We start from the raw sequence: 19,354 nt of genomic DNA, 5'->3' as shown, positions 1-19,354 counted from the left end.
ACTAACTCCTCCTTGGACCTTGCGTATGGACTGCCGGTTCAATCTAATCTACATTAGATAAAGCTCGCTCGCTCGCAGACCTCCAGGGAGTGCCCTTGTTCCCGTTCGACAACTTCGCCACCGAGATCCAGCGCCTGGCCGACACCTTCGGTTCGAAAGTTGCGGTGTCGTCCCGCGAACGATCGCTCAGCTTCGCAGACCTGGCCACACGAGCGTTCCGTGTAGCCGACGCGCTGGTCGCCACCACGGCGCCCGACGCACGGGTCGCCATACTCGATAAGAACTCCTGCGAAATACTCGAAATGTTCTTCGGCTGTTCAATCTCCGGCCGAGTCCTCGTCACGCTGAACTGGCGTCTAGCGCTAGACGAGATGGCCGCCGTCCTCCGACATGCAAGACCTGAGCTTTGCGTGGTCAGCCGCGAGTTCTTGGATCTGCTTTCCGCCGCAGTCGATCTGGCAGCAATCCCATGCGTGGTGGTTCCGATCACGGATCAACCGCAAGGTTACGAGGCCTGGATTGACGCGGCACCAGCCATGAAGCACCCACCGGTGACCAATCCCGATGTAGTGATCTCGCAGATGTACACGTCGGGCACGTCCGGCATGCCCAAGGGCGTCCTGGGCACGCATCGCAGCGTCGGGGCGGGGCTACGCAGCGGTGACTACTGCCGATACACCGACCAGTCGATCCTGCTCTGCGCAATGCCCATGTTCCACATCGGCGGGATCCAACCTGCCTTGATCGCGCTGGTCCGCGGCGGCACGGTACTTCTACGTCGTGAGGTCGACCCGGTCGATCTCCTCGAAACCATCGAAGAACATAGAGTGACGCACGGCTTCGTGGTGCCGACCGTCATCGGCATGATGATGGATTCTGCGGAAACTCGCACTTGCGACGTCTCCTCGATCGTCGGCATCACATATGGAGCCTCTTCCATTACGCCGAGCCTTCTGCGGCGGGCAGTCGGGCTGTTCGGCAAGAATCTCATCCAGGTATACGGATCAACCGAGACGTGTGGCGCCGTCTGTCAACTCGACCCCGAGGATCACCATGAGGATGGTCCTGGGCAGCGACTGCTGCGCTCGGCTGGCAAGCCATACCCGTGGGTCGAGGTCCGAATCGCGGACACAGTCACGGGAGAAGCCATGTCGGCAAACGGCTTCGGCGAGGTCTGGTTGAGATCAGATCAAAACACACCCGGGTATGTAGACGACCCTGAGGCGAACGCGGCAGCCATCGACTCCGAAGGCTGGCTGCATACCGGTGACGGTGGTTACCTCGACGAGAACGGCTACCTCTTCTTGACCGACCGAATCAAGGATATGATCATCTCCGGTGGAGAGAACATATATCCAGCCGAGGTCGAAGCCGTCATCGCCGATCACGCCGCCGTTGCCTCCGTCGCCGTGATCGGCGCACCAGATCCCAAATGGGGCGAACGGATCGTCGCCGCCGTAGTAGCCAAGCAATCCGCAACTGTAACCCCGGACTCTATCATTGAATTTTGCAAACAGCGCCTCGCCAGTTACAAGTGCCCGAAGCAAGTATGGCTTGTAACTGCACTACCGACAACTGCGAGTGGAAAGATACTCAAGCGCGAATTGCGGGCTACGGTCCCCCAGATGACACCGACGCCCTGAGATTTCGTTCGGATTGTCAACGGAACGCCAACCCGGGATCTGGCACAGATTTGACTTGCACCCTGAGCGCTGTGGTTCGAGTGGAGAGAGACTCCGGATTCCCGCTTGTCGTAGCAGGTCGAAGGAGTCGAGGGCAGCCTGATTCTGGTTGGGGGCCGTCCACCGTTCTCATACCGGCACCGGCATGATTCAACCGAAGTCACCACAGGATGGCCGCCGACTGCGTGATCGAAAGCACTCGACCATGTGACAGTATTTAATGTGGAGTAGAAGTTACGGCTACTTAACGAAAATGGGGGAGTCGGCGGATGACAAAGCTCGTCGAGCAGCCCGATGACTGGACCGAGCCGGGTGCGTATCGGGTAGTTCATGGACTCGCCGGGCCCGGAGGCTTCACGACCTGCCGCCCGAACACCAATTGTCGGCTATCGCGGGATCGACGCACGCCTGGACGTCCTTTACTGCTCGGCCGGGTTGGCGCACGACGACGCCGATACCGTGCGCCGCCACGCCATCGCCAGTCAGACGTAGCCCACATGGGCGTGGTGCATGCGACAAAATTGAAGTAATATTCAAAAAAATAGGAACGCTCGGCTATAGGAGACGCCATGACTGTGCCACACCCGTTCGATCCTGGTTTCGCTGAGGCTTATTCGCATGCATGGACAGCCGCCGATCCCGGTCGCCTACTGGAGTTCTTCACTCCCGCAGGCGAATATACCGATGTAGCTATGGGCGGCAGTTACACAGGCCACGAAGAAATCGGAAAGTTCCATCGGTTCATGCTTGCTTTCGCACCCGACTCGGTCATCGAGTTCCACGACGTCACCGCGATCGGTGGTCGCTTGTACGCCCAATGGGATTGGAGCGGCTCCTTCGCGGGCAAATTGCGCCTTCGCTCGGGCAAGATCGTGGATCCGGCCGGTGCGCGGTTCACGGTCCCCGGAGTAGCCGTTTGCCGCTACGACGAGTTCGGCTTGCTTACAAGCCACAGCGATTTCTGGGACCTCGGAACAGTCTTGAACCAGGCAGGCGTGTCGATCGGCTGACCATCTCGGTCGGCCGATCGAAACCCGGATCGCTACGACGTGTTACTGCCCCGGCTACTGCGCGATTCCGATTCAGGCCGATGCTGCGACGCGGTCAGCAGTGGACAGACCGACCAACTCCCTGTTTGCGCGGATCGTCATCAGACACATCGCCACAAGGAAGATGGCATAGGTAGTCAGGCGCCAACCAGAAGACGAACACGCCGTTCCACGCAAATGGCCCCGAAAAGAAGAAGTATGAGGTGCCCGAAGGTTCTCGGACAGTGCCCCAAAGTAGAATTGGGGTAACTGAACGGAGTTGTTTGTGGCACAGAAGAAGTCGCGTGATTCGACCCCGGAGTTTCGGGAGGCGGCGGCTCGTGAGGTGGTGGAGAAATCGCGGGAATTGGGTGAGGGAGTATCGGGCGGCTCGTGCCGATGGCGCGGGGTTGACCTCGGACGAGCGGAAGCGTTTGCGGGAGTTGGAAAAAGAGAACCGCAAGCTTCGCGAGCAGCTGGAATTCATGGGAAAATCGAGCGCCTTCTTCGCATCGAGATACCGGTGAGTGTCCGTTACGAGTTCATCGCCAGTGAAGAAGGCAATTATGACGTGGTCGACATGTGCCTGTGGTCGGGTGTATCCCGGTCTGGGTATTACGGCTGGAAAACGCGGAAACCATCCGCGACGGCGCAGCGACGCGAAACAGTCGAAGCGGAGGTGAAATTCGCATTCCAGCATTCCGACGGCACCTACGGGTACCGGCGCGTACACGCCTGGCTGGCCCGTCGCGGCACGGTGGTCTCCCCCGGAGACGGTTCGATCGATCATGCGTGAGCTGGGCCTTGTGCCGTGTCAGCCGCGCCCGTGGCGGCTGGTGACCACCGTCGCCGGTGACGCGGCCGATCTGCCGGACCTGATCCGTCGCGATTTCACCGCCGCTGCGCCGGCGACCAAACTCGTCGGCGATATCACCTATATCCGAACATGGGAAGGATGGTTGTATCTGGCGACCGTGCTGGACTGCTTCTCGAAGAAGGTAGTCGGCTACGCCATGGCTGAACATATGCGTGCGGAATTGGTTTCCGATGCCCCGCTCATGGCCGCAAGAGATCTTCCGTTCCGGCCCGATGAGACAATCTTCCACAGCGACCGCGGCGCGCAGTACCTTTCCGCTGAATTCGCTTCTGTCGCCAGGGAACTGGGCGTGAAACGTTCCGTTGGCCGCACCGGGGCATGCTTCGATAATGCGTGGGCGGAATCGTTCAACGGGACCCTGAAGAACGAGCGAGTCAACCGGACCGTGTACCCCACACGCGAACACGCGAAGAAGGACATCATCGCCTATATCGAGTTGCGGTACAACCAGATTCGACTTCACTCCGGAATTGACTACCGAACACCGAACGAAGTAGAGTCCGACTGGTTCGCCCGGAACAAGGCAGCATAAGAAAACAAAAACCCAGCTGTCCGAAATCTTTCCGGCCCCTCACATCGTCGGTCTCTACACGCAGCCACCGGTCGGGGCCACGGTAGTCTGCGCCGACGAGTTGGGTCCGGTCTCGCCCCGCACCTTCGGCCCCGCACCGGGGTGGTCGGTCGATGGAGATCGGATCAAGGCGCCGCTGGAGTACTCGCGAGGCCCGGACAAGATCTGGGTCTATGGATCGATCCGCGTCCGTGACGGCCAAGCCGTCACGCTCACCGCGTCATCCCGCAACAGCGTGAACTACCAGCGCTTTCTCGAGCTGGTAGAACAGGCCAACCCGAGCGGCGATATCTACGTCGTGACCGACAATCTCTCCAGCCACAACAGCAAATCCACCCGCGAATGGCTCGAAGACCACCCCAGGATCAAGCATGCGTTCATCCCCGTCGGCGCGTGCTGGCTCAACCTGCAAGAAGCATGGTGGCGGATCTTTCGGCGAGAAGCACTCGCCGGCCAGACCTTCGCCGACCACACCGAGATCGACCAGGCCACCCACCAAGCCACCACCGCCCTCAACGCCCGCGCACGACCATGGATTTGGGGCCGACCAGCACCGAAACCGAGGACCCTACGCCGCCGTTTTATCTACCACCTTTAAGGAACGCAGCACTAAGACCACCTCTTCCACCGCACCGAACAGTGTGAAAAACCCAGCCCGGCAAACCAAACCGACACCCCACCCATTGAACTGAGTTTTGAAAGGAGCCGTACCCTTCCTCGATAGCAATCTTCGGAGAATCTGCGCCCGCAGGGCTCGTCACACACGCTCGTTCTGCTACATGGAAACCTCATGGGCAGAGGACTGGCGGGGTTCGAATAATCGAGGCATGCCAACCGGTCAACATCCCATGCGCCAACCCGATCTTCGTCTCGACGACATCGCCGATCATGTGGGTGAGGAGTACGGGCCCGGAAACTGGATCACTCTCGATCAGCGGTTGATCGACGAATTTGCCACGGCGACAGGCGACGACGCCTGGTACCATGTCGACACCGGCCGCGCCCGTGACGAACTCCCCGATGGCGTAACCATCGCCCACGGGCTCCTGACTCTCTCGCTTGTACCAAAAGCTCTCACCACCGTACTAAAACTGCACTTTCCGACGCGCGCAGTGAACTACGGCTACGACAGAATCCGGTTCCCCGCTCCAGTCCAGGTCAACGACCGCATTCGATTCGTATTCCGACTGAACGATGTCGACGCACACCCGGGAGGCATCCTCATCCGGCTTGGGGTATCGGCAGAGATCGACGGGGATGAGCGGCCTGCGCTCGTCGCGACCCAGCTGATTCTCGCATTCGACAGTTCCCCTCTTCTGGGGAAATGACTATTCAGCGGTGTGCGAAGAATCCACACACACGGGGCTGCTGCATGGGCTCGTCCGGCGCGACGAATGCGTCGTCGGCGACGCCGTCGACGATCTCCTCGACCGATCGGTGGGGCAAGGGCACAGGATCAGGCCGGTGCGACCTGGAAGGCGTGGGTGGCGCGCAGTTCGAGTTCGGTCATGAGCTGGTCGAAGGTGATGCAGCCGTAGCAGGGCGGGATGCCAAGCGCGGACAGGGTCCGGATCGCCAGGGCGTTCTGCTCGCTGGTGGTTTCCTTGTTGAACCGGTTCAGGATCGAGGGGACGCCGCACTGTACACCGAACCGATCGACTTGCAGAGGACAACATGGAACGACGGTCGCTCCGCACTGCCACGCCCCAGTTTCGCCGCATGGAAATACCCGGCAACTCACGATCTGAATCGGCCTAGTCTGCGTCGACACTGCTCGCCCACCAAGGAGATCAGCATGGATCCCTGCTTGCAACCGGCCCGCGCTACGAAGGCAGCCGTGCTGCGATCGCCCGAGGGGCGGTTCGAGCTCGAGGAGGTCGCGCTCCCCGAACTCGGTATCGATGAGGTGCTCGTCCGGATCGCTGGCGCCGGCTTCTGCCACACCGACTTGCTGCCGAGAACCCGTGGCAGATTCGGCCAGCCACCGGTCATCCTCGGCCACGAGTCATCGGGGGTGGTTCAGAAAGTCGGCCCGCAGGTTACCGACCTTCGGGCGGGTGACCATGTCGTCGCCTCCTATCGTTCCTGCGGATCCTGCGTCCGATGCCGAAACGGGCGACTCCCCTATTGCGAGCGATTCTGGGAGCTGAACTTCAGCGGAGCGCCCCGAGGGGAGGCGGTCGCGCATGACACCGCCGGCGACTCCGTCGCGAGCCGGTGGTTCGGTCAGTCGTCGTTCGCCACCCATGCCGTAATCCGAGCAGAGTCGCTGGTGCGGGTCGACAACAATCTTCCACTCGAACTGCTGGCGCCCCTGGGCTGCAGCGTACTGACGGGCGCGGCGTCGATCCTCGAGGCGCTCGCGGTCGCACCAGGGATGTCGGTGGCTATTTTCGGCACCGGCGCGGTCGGCCTCGTCGCAGTTATGGCGGCCCGTATTGCCGGTGCGACCACGATTTGCGCCGTGGACGCCAACCGCCACAGGCTCACACGAGCTGAGCAGTACGGCGCGAACCTGACCGTGGATTCGCGGGCCGGCAACCTCGACACGCTCATGCGTAGGGCCACGCCAGCGGATGGATTCGATGTCTGTCTCGACACTACAGGTGCCGCCGACATAATCTCCTGCGCCGTCGACGCACTCAGCGTAGTGGGTGTATGCGGTCTGCTCGGCTCGCCTCGTGGGGACCTGCGGTTGGGAGCGACGGCACTGGCCAGTGGTCGAACCATCCGGGGCCTACTGTTCGGAGACGCCGTGCCGCGTCGTGATTTACCTCAGCTGATAGAGCTGTGGAAGGCTGGCCAACTCCCTTTCGATGAACTGGTCCAGAAGTACCCGCTGGCGGCGATAAACGAAGCCGAACAGGACTTTCGTTCCGGGCAGGTGATCAAACCCGTTCTGCTGCCGGACCATACCGCCAATCCTTAATGACATCGGACTCGTTGCCATGTGGTGGAAACCAGCGGCGTGCCGGACAGTTCGATTGGCGACGATGCGTGCAGGTCCGGCTAACTCGAGCCGGTACCGAGGAAGGAAGCCGCCATGATGACCGCGTCGTCCGGAACTGCCGGTACGCAGCTGATCTATCCCCGCGACCACCTCGACTATCCGCAGGTGCCGCTGTGGCATGCCCTAGCCGGGGCACGTCGCCGCTGGCCGGACCGGATCGCGTTCCAAGTGGACGAGGCTACGATCACCTGGCAGGAGCTGTGGGACAGCGCATGCCGGCTCGCCGCCGGATACCGCTCGAGCGGGCTGCGGCCCGGTATGGTCCTCGCGCTACAGTTGCGTAACAGCATCGACATGGCGGTCGCCTATTGGGCGAGTCAACTGGCAGGGCTCGTCATCAGCCCCGTCAACCCTGCGCAGCCACCGGACAGCATCGAGAACCAACTCTCCGATTGCGGCGCGACAGCGGTGATCTCCCGGAACACAACGGGTGTTGTCATCCTGACAATGCGCAGCGACGCCGCGGTGATTCCGCTCACTGAAGTCGCAGCAGCAGCCTCCGGCACCGAGAACCTCAGCCCGCACACCCCGTCGGACCTGAGTGCCGCGATTGCTCACATTTCCTATACAGGCGGCACGACCGGCACCCCGAAAGGAGTCGTCCTTTCACAACGGGCGCTGGTCTGCAACGCCCTGCAATTCTGCCATTGGATCAGCTCCTCCGTGCCCGACCGCGATGGCGACGGGGCCCTGACACTGTCGCAACCCGGTTCACCGCAGGAATGGCCCATTCGACTCGGAACCGGTGTCGTTATCGCCAGCGCACCGTGGTTCCACGCCATGGGCCTCGGCGGTGGCCTCATAGTGCCCGCGCTCCTCGGTAACCGCTCCCTCATCCTCAGCCGCTTCGATCCGGCGGTTTACCTCGACACCGTCGAGCGCGAGAATGTCACCTCTGTCAGTGGAGCCCCAGCGCTACTCGCCGGTCTCGTGCGGGAGCAAGAGACGAACCCCCGAGACGTGGCCAGCATCCGCCTTATCTCGTGCGGAGGTGGTCCGCTTTCCACAGTTCTCGCCGACCGCCTGGCCCGAGCGTTCCCACCAGCAGTCGTCACACAGGCCTACGGTCTCACCGAGGTGGCAATGGCGGCCATCGGATATCCGACGGCTACGACCGCCCCGCGCCGCACGGGACGAGTCGGACTTCCGCTGGCCGACACAGAGGTTCGCCTCGTCTCGGCAACTGAACACACCGGGCAGGGCGGCGAGATCTGGGTGCGGGGTCCCCAGCTGATGCTCGGCTACCATGGCCGACCAGCGGAAACAGCAGAGGTGCTGCGGGACGGCTGGCTGCGCACCGGCGACATCGGCATGCTCGACGAAGATGGCTTGCTGGCTGTGGTCGACCGTAGCAAGGATATGCTGATCTACAAGGGGTACAACGTATATCCCTCCGAGCTGGAGGCCCTGTTGCGAGAGCAGCCAGGTGTCCAGGATGCGGCCGTGGTCGGAGTCCCCGAGGCGGATGACGGTGAGTACCCGGTCGCGTTCGTCGTCGCGGAGGGCTCACCAGATCCGGACCTACTCCGCGAGGCGGTCAACACCAAAGTAGTTCACTACAAGCGGCTGCGGGCCATCTACTTGGTCGCCGAGCTGCCAACCTCGCCGTTGGGCAAGACCGTCAAGGACCCGCTGCGGAAGGAAGCCGCCCGGCTGACAGGAGCCGATCCGGTCGTGTCAGAACCCGCCGCGTCCACAACTCCCGTCCCCACTGATCCATTAGCGCGGCTGAACCAGCACAGTGGCGAGCTGGTGCGCGCAATGGGCATCGTCTTCGAACACGCTGACGCAACACGCGTCGTGGCTTCCATGCCCGTCGAAGGGAACCGGCAGGGCTACCACCTCCTGCACGGCGGCGCCAGCGTCGTGCTCGCTGAGACCGTCGGATCCGCTTTGGCCGTCCTCGCAACGGGCTTCGCCAAAAGCGCTGTCGGTTTGGAAGTGAACGCCACCCACCACCGTTCGGCACGAGACGGCCGAGTCACCGCAGTCGGTACGATCGCCTCCGTCGGCCGAACGACAGCGACGATCGAGATCACTGTCGCCGACGCCGAAGGCCGCCGCGTGTGCACCGCCCGCCTCACCTGTTCGCTGCGAGACCGGAAATGACCCGGTCACACCACGGTTCGAGAACCGTGGTGTGACCTTGATTCGGCGATTCTGTTTCTACGCAGTTTCGCGCATTTGTCCCCCGTCACTCCGGAGTTGACTCGATTCATCAAGCGACTCCGGAGGACGGAAAATGACTGAGATGCTCGAATGGCCAGCGGCGACGGTGAACGGCGCCACCGACCTGGGTGGTCCCAACGCGATCGAGAAGGCACTCGCGCTACTGGACGCGCTCGGAACCGGCCGGCCGGCCGAACCGCTCTCAGGTCTGGCCATCCGGACCAGCATGCCGAAGAGTACCGTGTGCCGAATCCTGAAGACGATGGAGCGGCAGGGCTTCGTCGCGCGGAAGGGGTCGCTGTACTGCCTCGGGCCGCGAATGTCCGAACTGGGGCGGCAGGCCGAACTGTCCCCTTACAACGACCTACGCAACCTCAGCGTCGGAACCCTCGAGCGGCTGTTCGCCGACGTCCGCGCAACCGTCCACTTAGCGGTCGCGACGCCCGGTGATGCGCTGCTGGTGGAGAAAATCACCGCTCCTGGCGCGGGCCGGGTCCCCACTCGGGTGGGGTTCACACTTCCGTCGGCCTGCACCGCTGTCGGCAAGGTGCTACTCGCCTTCGCCGACGCCCGCACGATCGAGAGCGCAATGCGCGCCATCTCGCCCGCTCCGACGCCGCACTCGGTGCGCGGTCACTCCGAATTGTCCGCACAGCTTCATGATGTGCGCCGCGTTGGCGTCGCGTTCGACAACGAGGAGTTCCGTGTCGGCGTGACATGCGTGGCCGCGCCGGTGCTGCTCGGGGGCCGGGCGATCGCCGCCGTCTCGTCTTGCAGCACACAGGGCCGCCGAACGACACAGCACACCCCGTATGTCGTGGCCGCGGCGCGGCGGCTCTCCGAGGTCGTCGAACGCAGGGCCGCTTTCGCCGAATGACGAAAGCGTTGTCCCTCGTTGGACCGGCCGCTCAGCGGCCGGTCCAACGAGGGACGCGCTTCTCAACGAACGCCTGAGCCCCTTCGGCCGCGTCGGCGGATCTGCGCACAGCCTCCACCAGTGGTTCCTGTAGTGCGAATGCTTCGTCGGGCCGCCAGCAGAGGCCGGCATCCAGGAGATGTTTGGCCGTTCGAAGTGCCAACGGTGCGTTGTCGGCCACCTTCCGTGCCAGCCTTTGCGCGGCGGCGAGCGCCTGACCGGGCTCAACGAGTTCGTTGACGAGACCCCAGCGCTCGGCGGTGGCACCGTCGATCGGATCGCCGGTCAACACCATGGCCATGGCACCGCTGCGAGAAATGCGCCGTGGGAGTCGCAGCACTCCCCCGGCCGCGGCCACCAGTCCCCGCTTCACCTCGGGTAGCCCGAATCGGGCCTCGCGGCCAGCGACAAGCAGGTCACAGGCGAGAACGATCTCGAAGCCGCCGCCGAGAGCGAGGCCCTCCACGGCCGCGACGAGAGGTTTGACCGGTGGACGATGAACGATCCCGAAAGCACCCCGGCCCGGTACGACGGGTCGTTCGCCTGTCGACGCAAAGGCTTTCAGGTCCATGCCCGCGCTGAACACCGGTCCTATGGCAGTGAGCACTCCGACAGCTAGGTCGTCACGATTATCGAGTTCGTCGAGCGCGTCCGCGATCTGCTGTGCCATCGCTCTATCGATCGCGTTACGGGCGGCGGGCCGATCGAGCGTGATAGTCGCGATGGGACCGTCGACGTCGAGCCGGACGGTACCTCCCGTCGTTCCTGGTGCGGCCGCCGCGGTCATAGCGGTGCCATCCGGATGGCACCGTCGAGCCGGATCGTCTCACCGTTGAGCATGCCGTTATCGATGATGGCCAGGGCGAGCCGGGCGAATTCGTCGGGCTCACCCAACCGAGCCGGGTGCGGTACCGCCTTCGCCAGCGACGCGCGGACCTCGTCGCGTAAACGGGCCAGCAGCGGTGTGTCGAACGTGCCGGGGGCAATGGTGTTGACCCGGATACGCTTTCGTGCGAGGTCGCGAGCAGCCACGATCGTCATGCCCGCGATCCCGGCCTTGGCGGAAGCGTAGGGAATCTGTCCGATCTGTCCTTCGAACGCAGCGACCGAACTGGTGAGGATACAAACGCCACGATCACCGTCGTCGGGCTCGTTGCGGGCCATGCTGGCTGCGGCCAACCGGAGCACGTTGAAGGTGCCGACAAGGTTGATGGAGACGATTTCGGTGTAGGTCTCGAGCGACCCGGGGGATCCGTCCTTCTCGACGAGCCGTACTGGGCCACCGCGTCCGGCGCAATGGACCAGAATCCGCAGCGGCCCTTCCTGCTCGGCCAGTCGGATCGCTGCCGCAAGGTCGTCCGGGCTTCGCACGTCAGCCGGCGCGAAGTGGACCCGGCCGAGTTCGTCGGCCAACTCGGCACCGGCCGAGCCGGGCAGGTCCGCGACCACGACGGCTTTCGCGCCCGCATCCACGAGGCGACGGACTGTGGCCAAGCCGAGGCCCGACGCTCCGCCGGTGACGAGAGCTACGCGCCCCTTGACGTCCATATCAGATCCTCTCGATGATCGTGGCGTTGGCCATACCGCCGGCCTCGCACACAGTTTGCAGCCCGTATCGTCCACCGCTCTCCTCCAAGCCGTTGACGAGCGAGGTGAGCAGCCGGGCACCGGAGGCGCCGAGCGGGTGGCCCAGTGCGATCGCGCCGCCACGGGGATTGAGCCGGGCGAGGTCGGCGGCGAAGTGACGCCGCCAGGCCAGCGGCACCGAGGCGAACGCCTCGTTCACCTCGTAGTGGTCGATTCGGTCGATCGTCAGACCGGTACGAGCGAGGACCTTTTCGGTAGCGGGCAGCGGCGCGGTAAGCATGGTCACCGGATCATCACCGGCGACGGCGAAGCCGCGGAACGCGGCGCGTGGCTGTAGCCCGAGTCGCTCGGCGCAATGGGCGCTCATAATCAGTACGGCAGCGGCGCCGTCGGTGATCTGTGAGGAGTTCCCCGCAGTGACCTTCCAGCTCAGCTCCGGAAACCGCGCCGCCAGCTCGTCGGTGCGGAACGACGATGGCAAGGTGGCCAGCCCCTCCACCGTGGTGCCTCGACGGATCGTCTCATCGGCAGCGACAGTGGTACCGTCCGGAAGTGTGACAGGCACGATCTCGCGAGAGAAGTCGGCGGCGGCGGCGCAGCGGTGCGACCTGGCGGCGTACTCGTCGAGCGCTTGGCGGTCGAGCTTCCAGCGGTGAGCGACGATCTCAGCGGAAACCCCCTGAGACACCAGCCCTGGCGCGTAACGGTCGGAAACCGACGGCCCGTACGGGTCCTGTCCGATCCGTGCCGAGAGCATCGGGATTCGACTCATCGATTCCACGCCCGCGACGACCACAATGTCGTATACACCGGCGATGATGCCCTGAGCCGCGAAATCTGCGGCCTGCTGGCTGGAGCCGCACGCCCGGTGCACCGTTGTGGACGGCACGTGGTCCGGCAGTCCCGCCCCCAGCCATGCCCATCGGCCAACTGGGCCGGACTGCTCGCCGACCTGACTGACACAACCGACGATGACGTCGTCGACTTGACCTGGATCGATACCGTTACGGTCGATCAGCGCACGCATCACCTGGCCCAGCAGCTCGACCGGGTGCAGTTCAGATAGTGCACCGCCGGGGCGGCCGTCTTTGGCGCGGCGGCCTTTGCCCAGCGGCGAGCGCACCGCGTCGATGATGACGGCAGTGCGGTTCATGGCGCGAGCCGGGTTTGTGGTGGTCATCCGTAGGCTCCGATTTCAGTGATGAATCCGTCAGGCCGAGATCCTGACCTCGACCGGAACGTTGCCGCGTACCGCATTGGAGTAGGGGCAGACCTGCTCCGTGGTCTCCACCAGTTCTCGCAGTGTGGGCTTGTCGAGACCGGGAACGGACACCTCGAGGACGACCGCGAGTTCGAAGCCACCGCGCTCGTTGGCACCGAGAGTCACCGCCGCCGCGACGGAGCTGCCCTCGACGTTCTGCTTGGCACGGCGCGCAACCAGGCGCAGCGCATTGTGGAAGCACGCGGCGAAGCCAGCGGCAAAGAAGATCTCGGGATTGGGCAAACCGCCGGCACCGTGCATCTCCTTCGGGACGGCCAAGTCGGTGTCGACCGTCTTGTCCAACGAACTGACGTGGCCGTCGCGGCCTGCGCCGGTGGCGACCGCGTTGGCTGTGTATAGAGGCTTGACCTGGTCTGACATTGCGCTCCTCGAAGAATGGACTGCTCGAATCGGTGTGGTACGGCTCACGCTACGGAGACCGCCCGGAGGGCCGCAGGACCGATACCGTCTGACGGAACCGAAATCACCGACTTGTTCGCTCGCATCGGCGAATACCTCACGGGGCCTAGCTATCTCGGCAAGGCCGTGGTGACACGGTCTCCCGAATCAGATTTCTATGAGACCGCGCGACGTGACTCGCAGGCCGCCGTCACGCTCCACATCCCAGGTGCTCTCGGAGTTCCCCTTGTCCCGAAGAACGAACTTTTGGACCTTCGTGGTCGGGTTCTTCGGGAGGGCGTCGATCAGTTCGTAATAGCGCGGCACCATAAAATGAGGAACATTCTGATGCAATCGCTTTACCAAGCCCACGAAATCGACCGTTGTTCCTTGCTCGGGCACGATCCACACCTTGATTTCGTCGTCGGCACCGACTTCGGAGGGATGCGCGACACCAGCGACCTCCTGGACCCCCGGGCACTTCAGCACAGCCTGTTCTATCTCGAAACAGGAGATATTGACCCCCCGCCGACGCACCGCGTCCTTGGAGCGGTCGACGAAATAGTAGTGGCCGCTCTCATCCTGCCTGAACAAATCGCCGGTATGGTACCAACCGTTTCGCCACGCTTGGGCGGTTGCCTCCGGATCGCCCACGTATTCGGTCGAGATCGCCCAGGGGTGGTCGTGCCGGAGCACCATCTCACCGACGGCGCCGAGGGCGACGGGAAAGTCGTGCTCATCCACGATGCGCGCGTGATAGCCAGGTATCAGGCTTCCGCAGCTGTTGGGGATCAATGGCTCACCTACCCGGTTGGTCATGACCGTGCAGGGCTCGGTGCCGCCGTAGGCGGTAACAAGTTCTGGGATGTTGAACCGCTTCTGAAACTGCTCGAGATCATTGGGCAGGGGAATTGCGATCAGGAATCGGATCCGATGGTCGGTGTCCGTGGGACTGGGCGCGCGCCCGAGCAGGAAACCGACCATCGAACTGATGAGCACAGCAGTGGTAGCGCCGGTCTCCTTCATCGTCTCCCAGTATCGGTTGAGATCCGGACCGCTGCGGACGCTGATAGGGGTACGGGTGCTGAGGCAACCGCCGACCATGCCGAGCGCGGCTGTGTGATAGAGCGGGAGGTCGATCAGGAATACGTCGCTCTCGTCCAGCCCGCGAAACACCGTTCCGTAAAGGCCCAAGTTGTGGAAGTGCAGGTGGGAGCACCTAGCAGCTTTGGAAGGGCCGGTCGTACCGCTTGTGAGCATGATGTGGTGGGTGTCCCACACCTCGATATCACGCTCGCGCGGCACTGCCCGATCAGCGCCGCCAGCGAGCTGCGTCGGCGCAATGAGCGGAACATCGCTGACTGCGCCGAGAGTGCTCGCGAACGGCTCGATGGTGACGACCACCTTCGGCATCGTCTTGGCCACAAGGCTGCCCAGCATCGTTCCCTTGAACGAGAGGTTCATCGGAACGAATACGGCACCGAGCGCCGCGATGCCGAGCCAGGCGGTGAGAAATTCCTTGCCGTTCGGGAGCAGCACGCCAACATGGTCGCCTTGGCGTACCCCCTGGTCGTACAGCGCGTTCGCGGCGCGGCGAGCTACCGACAACGCCTGGGCATAGGTCCAGGTGCTGCTGTCTTCGAAGGTCGCCATCAGCCCGTCGGCCGCCTCGGCGGCATTGCGTTCGAGCAAGTATGGCGTGACGATGTCCTCGCGACGTGCGATGTCCATGTCCGATCTCCAATCCCGCTTCACTGCGGATCAGCAATATTTCGTTCTGTAGCGGCTTGGGTCACAGCCGATCAGAAACATGACCTGAGTCACATCATGTGCGGGGTTCGGTCTCGAAACAATCGGCGATTCTGCCTGGTAGAACGGCGCTCCCATGATGAGACATCGCTCCTTGTGCCGACGCCGGGACCTGTTAGCGGGCCACCATCGAATCGGCGATTTTCTCGGCAACCATGACGCAGGTCAAATAAGTGTTGCCAGACGGGATTCGGGGCATCGCGGAGGCGTCGACGATGCGGAGACCATCGAGTCCGTGAACACAACAGAAGGGGTCTACGACAGCGGTCGACATATCGGCAGGCCCCATGGAGCAACTGCTGGTCAGGTGGGCGTAGCTGACCGGCGGTCGCAGCCAGACGGCGGTGGCGTCCGCGTCGGAAGATGGCGCGGCGGGCTCGACTCTCTGCAGACCAATCGATCGTGCGGCCGTGCTCTGCTCCCAGGCGCGGAGCACGTCGATCGCGGCGCGGTGAGCCTGGAACTCACGCTTGCCCGGACGCGGCAAGCGTATCAACGGTTTCCGGGCGGGATCAGCGGGATTCAGTGTCACGGAGCCCCCGACGTCTGGCCGCATCGAAAAGACCAGCACGGCAACGCGTCCTGGCAACGCGGTGCCCTCAGGACCGGGCAGGAGTACCGGAAAGACATGGGTGTCGGTGGCCGCTCCGCCGCCACCGCCGCCGATCCAAACGGTTTGAGCCGGACTGCCGCGCCCCACCCCTCGATCGTCGAGCCGGTAGTCGATCGCTGACCCGAGATGGTCCCGCAGACCCCGGCCCACGCCCGGCAAATGGTGGATGGGCTCGATCCCGATCGATGCCAACTCGTCCGCGGGGCCGATCCCCGACCGCAGCAGCAGCGCCGGGGACTCGACGGCACCGCAGGCGAGCACAATGTCGTCAGCGCGGACCAACGCGCCGTCATCGGTGCAGACACCGACTACACGACTGCCTTCGAACGCGAGGCTCACAACGCGGGTTTCGGTGTGTATGGCCAGATTAGGTCGTGCCCGGACCTCGTCGGTGAGGTATGCGCGGCTGACCGTCAGCCGGTCCCCCGCTGGCGTGAGGCTCGCTGGGAAGGCTCCGACGCCCGGCAGCGCCGCTGGATCGTTGAGATCGTCCGCGAGAGGAACGCCGATTTCGGCCAAGCCGTGGAGAAAAGCAGCCTGGGCAGGGGCAAAGGTGGACTCCGTCCATCGTCGCACTGTCAGCGGACCACGGTCGCCGTGCAGCGGATATCCGGGGTAGTCGAGATCGGTCTCGATCCGGCGGAACACCGGGAGCACATCGGCCCACGACCAGCCGGGATTGCCCAGGTCAGCCCATTTGTCATAGTCAGCGGGACATCCGCGGACTGCGGCAAGGTAGTTGACCGCCGACGTGCCCCCGAGCACGCGGCCGCGGGCAAGCGGGACAGCGATGTCATCGAGGTCGAGCACCAGGCTCTGGGCGAAGCGTTTGTCCCGTGCGACGTGCTGGCCTGCTGTGGGTGCGGTGACCGTGACGTCGTAAAAGGTGTCGTCGCGGCCCTCCTCGAGCAGCAACACCCGCCGTGCCGGATCTTCGCTCAGCCGGGCGGCGAGAACGCAGCCGCTCGTGCCGCCGCCGACGATGATCACATCCGCCGCCGACGGCTCGCCGGCGCGGATGCCAGGCTCGCGCACAGCCATCAGACCGGGATAGCGGCAAGATCGTGCGTGCGGGTGATCACCATCCGCTGGATGTTTCCCGTGCCTTCCCAGATGTCCTGGATCTTGATATCCCGATACCACTTTTCGACGAGGTATTCCTCGGAGTAGCCATCGGGACCCATCCATTGCAGAATCCGCCCGATGACCTTCTCTGCGAGAGGCGGGGCGTATGCCTTGGCCAGGGACGCTTCGCGGCCGTGCGGAAGGGCGTGGTCGACGCGCCATGCGGCGCGACGGGCGAGGTAGCGGCAAGTTTGGATCGCGGAGTCCATCCGGTCGAGCTCGTCGTCGAAGCGGCGGGCGCGCTGGATGCTGAAGGCGCTCCGATTCTCCGCGAGGTATTGCCGGCCCTGGTCGATCGAGGCCTGAGCGATGCCAGCGCACATCGCGGCGACGGATGCGCGAGTGGTGTCCAGGGTCTTCATCGCGCTCGCGAAGCCGCTGACATCCGGAGTCGGCCATCCGAGCATGTTCTCGACAGGAATCCGGACGTCATCCAGGCTCAGCTCACTGGTGATGAAAACGCGGCTGCCCATTTTGTTCTCGTTGGCTCGCACGATCGACAGCCCTGGCGTGCCCTTTGGGACGATGAACCCGCGGATGCCCTGGGAACGCCGGGTAGGGTCTACGGTAACGAAGACGACGATGAAGTCAGAGATGGCACCGCCAGTGCAGAACTGCTTGTGCCCATTGATCACCCACTCGTCGCCCTCGCGGACGGCGCGGGTTTTGAGCGCCGACGCATCGGATCCGCAGTGTGGTTCGGTGAGCGCGAATCCGGAGTAGGAGAACTCCCCGGCGTCGAGGCCGTCGGCCCAGTACGCGACCTGCTCGGGGTTGCCCATCAGTCGCACCACCTTGCCGCCGATGCCGTTGCCTTTCGCGAGAACCAGGCTGAGAACGTCGCCATAGACCATCTCCTCGGCACAGGCGTAGGCCAGCGCATAGCTGCCGTCCTTGCCCGTAGTGAGCATCGGGCCGAACCGCTCGGGGTATTCGATGCGCCCGCCGAAGGGGCTGGTCTGCAGTGGTGCGTTGGCCAGCGCTTTCTGCGCCGCCTCGGGAATAGCGTGCAGTCGATCGGTTTCGCGAGCGAGCGGGCGGATTTCGCTGATCGACCATTCACGCAGCTCGTTGAGCAGCGCTTTGGTCGGTGCGCTGAGATTGAGGTCCACGGGAGGTCTCCTAATCGGGTGGGTTAGATGGCGTCGAGGTCGCTGGCAAGCGGGTCGAAGTCGATGGCGGCGAGGGTCGCCACCGCGCGGTACCACCGTTCGACCGGGTGATCCATCAGGTAGCCGTGGCCGCCGAGCGAGTTGATACCGACACGGGTCGCGTCGAGGCAGTGCTTGAAGGTCCGATTGACCGCGAGGGTGGTACGGCGCTCTATCAACGCCGGGTCTTCGAGAGTCTCCACGTCGAGCACAAGTGCGAGCAGGTTGAGCCGGTTGGCCTCGAGCCCGGTCGCGACATCGGCCAGCGGGAACGCGACACCTTGGTATTCGATGATGTGCTTGCCGAAGGCGACCCGCTCCGCGGCGTAGGCACGCGCATATTCCTGGCTGGCGCGCGCGGCACCAAGCGCCAGGGCAGCGTGCTGGGCGCGCATGTGAGCGATCGCCCGAGCAAGGTCCAGCGGATTACCGGTGAGCCGACGGTCGCCCGGCACCCGGACACCGCCCAGCTCGACGACGCCAGTGCGAGCGGCCTTGATGCCGAGCTTGCCCGTGGCTTGATCGTCGCGCCACACCGTGAGCCTCTCGACCTCATGCCGTTCGAGGACGAAGGCGGCAGTGCCGCCCGCCGCCCGGGCGACGACGACTGCGACATCGCTGTCCTGGGGGCGGACCACGGCAATCTTACGACCGGACAGAATGTAGTCGTCGCCGTCGGCTGTCGCGGTGGCCTCCAGCTCCGAGGGACCGCGACCGAATCCCTCGTAATACAGCACCGAGGCGGCAGCTCCGTCAGCGAGCCGTGGCAGATATGCCACGCGCTGGGCGTGGTCGCCGACCCTGCGCAGCACCAGAGCCGCGTGGCTGGCAGCGAGCAATTCGTAGGCAACACCAGCATCGGCGTGGGCCAGCGCCTCGGCGACCAGGAGCGCGTCCTCCGGCTCCAGTTCGCCTTGGCCACCGTGCTCCTCCGAGACGCCCGGCACGACCCCGATCTGACGCAATCGGGCAGCCAGGCCAGGCTGCGGCTGCATTTGGATCTCAGCTTCTCCCGCTGACGGGCGGATCGCCTCCGCGCCGAAGCGGGTGATGACTTCGAGAAGACTCGTGGTCTCCTCGCGCACGGTCAAATCGACCATCGGTGCCTACTCTTTCGGTTGTGACTGCTTATCCATCGTGACGCGCACGGGTCAGC

Annotated in this window: 17 protein-coding genes and 1 pseudogene; 10 read left to right on the top strand and 8 right to left on the bottom strand. The window is 63.9% G+C overall.

What is annotated here, in order from left to right; translation table 11 throughout:
• Window positions 1–95: 95 nt before the first annotated feature.
• The 10 genes and pseudogenes from NV1_RS37810 to NV1_RS37765 all read left to right on the top strand — a co-directional run bounded on the left by NV1_RS37810 (window position 96) and on the right by NV1_RS37765 (window position 10,214).
• Window positions 96–1,643, top strand: a complete 1,548-nt coding sequence (locus NV1_RS37810; RefSeq protein ID WP_169813514.1) for an AMP-binding protein — start codon at window positions 96–98, stop codon at window positions 1,641–1,643.
• A 369-nt stretch (window positions 1,644–2,012) separates the two neighbouring features.
• Entirely contained in the window at window positions 2,013–2,174 is a 162-nt protein-coding gene (locus tag NV1_RS44190) for a hypothetical protein (protein ID WP_157117639.1), read from the top strand.
• 77 nt (window positions 2,175–2,251) lie between these two features.
• Window positions 2,252–2,692, top strand: a complete 441-nt coding sequence (locus tag NV1_RS37805) for a nuclear transport factor 2 family protein (protein WP_067903087.1) — start codon at window positions 2,252–2,254, stop codon at window positions 2,690–2,692.
• Window positions 2,693–2,996: 304 nt separating this feature from the next.
• Window positions 2,997–3,506, top strand: a complete 510-nt coding sequence (locus NV1_RS47140) for an IS3 family transposase (protein ID WP_373864706.1) — start codon at window positions 2,997–2,999, stop codon at window positions 3,504–3,506.
• The gene (locus NV1_RS47135; RefSeq protein ID WP_373864705.1) at window positions 3,499–4,119 is read left to right on the top strand and encodes an IS3 family transposase; all 621 of its coding nucleotides are present in this window, start codon (window positions 3,499–3,501) and stop codon (window positions 4,117–4,119) included. Before NV1_RS47140 ends, NV1_RS47135 begins: the two co-directional genes overlap by 8 nt.
• A gap of 13 nt (window positions 4,120–4,132) precedes the next feature.
• Window positions 4,133–4,756 (top strand): annotated as a pseudogene (locus tag NV1_RS37790) (IS630 family transposase); the annotation flags it as partial.
• Window positions 4,757–4,985: 229 nt separating this feature from the next.
• A complete protein-coding gene (locus NV1_RS37785) occupies window positions 4,986–5,486 on the top strand; it encodes a MaoC family dehydratase (protein WP_218027337.1) in 501 nt (166 codons plus the stop codon).
• Window positions 5,487–5,530: 44 nt separating this feature from the next.
• Window positions 5,531–7,087: an NAD(P)-dependent alcohol dehydrogenase gene (locus tag NV1_RS37775; RefSeq protein WP_245714138.1), complete on the top strand. Its 1,557-nt coding sequence runs from the start codon at window positions 5,531–5,533 to the stop codon at window positions 7,085–7,087.
• Window positions 7,088–7,201: 114 nt separating this feature from the next.
• Window positions 7,202–9,277 (top strand): AMP-binding protein, encoded by a 2,076-nt coding sequence (locus tag NV1_RS37770; protein WP_067903070.1) that lies wholly within the window; start codon window positions 7,202–7,204, stop codon window positions 9,275–9,277.
• 133 nt (window positions 9,278–9,410) lie between these two features.
• Window positions 9,411–10,214 (top strand): IclR family transcriptional regulator, encoded by an 804-nt coding sequence (locus NV1_RS37765; protein WP_067903067.1) that lies wholly within the window; start codon window positions 9,411–9,413, stop codon window positions 10,212–10,214.
• A gap of 31 nt (window positions 10,215–10,245) precedes the next feature.
• Here NV1_RS37765 and NV1_RS37760 read toward each other — a convergent pair whose 3' ends face one another.
• From NV1_RS37760 to NV1_RS37725, 8 genes are all read right to left on the bottom strand, one after another.
• Entirely contained in the window at window positions 10,246–11,040 is a 795-nt protein-coding gene (locus tag NV1_RS37760) for a crotonase/enoyl-CoA hydratase family protein (RefSeq protein WP_067903064.1), read from the bottom strand.
• A complete protein-coding gene (locus tag NV1_RS37755) occupies window positions 11,037–11,801 on the bottom strand; it encodes an SDR family NAD(P)-dependent oxidoreductase (protein ID WP_067903060.1) in 765 nt (254 codons plus the stop codon). Before NV1_RS37755 ends, NV1_RS37760 begins: the two co-directional genes overlap by 4 nt.
• 1 nt (window position 11,802) lies before the next feature.
• Window positions 11,803–12,993, bottom strand: coding sequence for a thiolase family protein (locus NV1_RS37750; RefSeq protein WP_067903102.1), 1,191 nt, complete (start codon window positions 12,991–12,993; stop codon window positions 11,803–11,805).
• 57 nt (window positions 12,994–13,050) lie between these two features.
• Window positions 13,051–13,482, bottom strand: a complete 432-nt coding sequence (locus NV1_RS37745) for an Ohr family peroxiredoxin (RefSeq protein ID WP_067903057.1) — start codon at window positions 13,480–13,482, stop codon at window positions 13,051–13,053.
• 186 nt (window positions 13,483–13,668) lie between these two features.
• Entirely contained in the window at window positions 13,669–15,231 is a 1,563-nt protein-coding gene (locus tag NV1_RS37740; RefSeq protein ID WP_067903055.1) for an AMP-binding protein, read from the bottom strand.
• A 193-nt stretch (window positions 15,232–15,424) separates the two neighbouring features.
• Window positions 15,425–16,963, bottom strand: coding sequence for a GMC family oxidoreductase (locus tag NV1_RS37735; RefSeq protein ID WP_067903053.1), 1,539 nt, complete (start codon window positions 16,961–16,963; stop codon window positions 15,425–15,427).
• Window positions 16,963–18,159 (bottom strand): acyl-CoA dehydrogenase family protein, encoded by a 1,197-nt coding sequence (locus NV1_RS37730; RefSeq protein WP_067903050.1) that lies wholly within the window; start codon window positions 18,157–18,159, stop codon window positions 16,963–16,965. The genes NV1_RS37735 and NV1_RS37730 overlap by 1 nt, the downstream gene beginning before the upstream one ends.
• A 23-nt stretch (window positions 18,160–18,182) precedes the next feature.
• Window positions 18,183–19,298 (bottom strand): acyl-CoA dehydrogenase family protein, encoded by a 1,116-nt coding sequence (locus NV1_RS37725; protein ID WP_067903047.1) that lies wholly within the window; start codon window positions 19,296–19,298, stop codon window positions 18,183–18,185.
• Window positions 19,299–19,354: the final 56 nt, after the last annotated feature.

This window comes from Nocardia vaccinii NBRC 15922 (assembly GCF_001613305.1).
In the GTDB taxonomy this organism is placed as follows: domain Bacteria; phylum Actinomycetota; class Actinomycetes; order Mycobacteriales; family Mycobacteriaceae; genus Nocardia; species Nocardia vaccinii.
The sequence above is the reverse complement of the archived record's forward strand: the minus strand, read 5'-3'. Positions and strand labels throughout refer to the sequence as shown.

What these genes read in the sequence shown, in the direction of transcription:
- NV1_RS37750 (WP_067903102.1), bottom strand. Translation starts at nt 12,993, where the DNA reads ATGAACCGCACTGCCGTCATCATCGACGCGGTGCGCTCGCCGCTGGGC.
- NV1_RS37765 (WP_067903067.1), top strand. Translation starts at nt 9,411, where the DNA reads ATGACTGAGATGCTCGAATGGCCAGCGGCGACGGTGAACGGCGCCACC.
- NV1_RS47135 (WP_373864705.1), top strand. Translation starts at nt 3,499, where the DNA reads ATGCGTGAGCTGGGCCTTGTGCCGTGTCAGCCGCGCCCGTGGCGGCTG.
- NV1_RS37755 (WP_067903060.1), bottom strand. Translation starts at nt 11,801, where the DNA reads ATGGACGTCAAGGGGCGCGTAGCTCTCGTCACCGGCGGAGCGTCGGGC.
- NV1_RS37785 (WP_218027337.1), top strand. Translation starts at nt 4,986, where the DNA reads ATGCCAACCGGTCAACATCCCATGCGCCAACCCGATCTTCGTCTCGAC.
- NV1_RS37760 (WP_067903064.1), bottom strand. Translation starts at nt 11,040, where the DNA reads ATGACCGCGGCGGCCGCACCAGGAACGACGGGAGGTACCGTCCGGCTC.
- NV1_RS37805 (WP_067903087.1), top strand. Translation starts at nt 2,252, where the DNA reads ATGACTGTGCCACACCCGTTCGATCCTGGTTTCGCTGAGGCTTATTCG.
- NV1_RS37740 (WP_067903055.1), bottom strand. Translation starts at nt 15,231, where the DNA reads ATGGACATCGCACGTCGCGAGGACATCGTCACGCCATACTTGCTCGAA.
- NV1_RS37770 (WP_067903070.1), top strand. Translation starts at nt 7,202, where the DNA reads ATGATGACCGCGTCGTCCGGAACTGCCGGTACGCAGCTGATCTATCCC.
- NV1_RS44190 (WP_157117639.1), top strand. Translation starts at nt 2,013, where the DNA reads ATGGACTCGCCGGGCCCGGAGGCTTCACGACCTGCCGCCCGAACACCA.
- NV1_RS37775 (WP_245714138.1), top strand. Translation starts at nt 5,531, where the DNA reads ATGGGCTCGTCCGGCGCGACGAATGCGTCGTCGGCGACGCCGTCGACG.
- NV1_RS37745 (WP_067903057.1), bottom strand. Translation starts at nt 13,482, where the DNA reads ATGTCAGACCAGGTCAAGCCTCTATACACAGCCAACGCGGTCGCCACC.
- NV1_RS37725 (WP_067903047.1), bottom strand. Translation starts at nt 19,298, where the DNA reads ATGGTCGATTTGACCGTGCGCGAGGAGACCACGAGTCTTCTCGAAGTC.
- NV1_RS37735 (WP_067903053.1), bottom strand. Translation starts at nt 16,963, where the DNA reads ATGGCTGTGCGCGAGCCTGGCATCCGCGCCGGCGAGCCGTCGGCGGCG.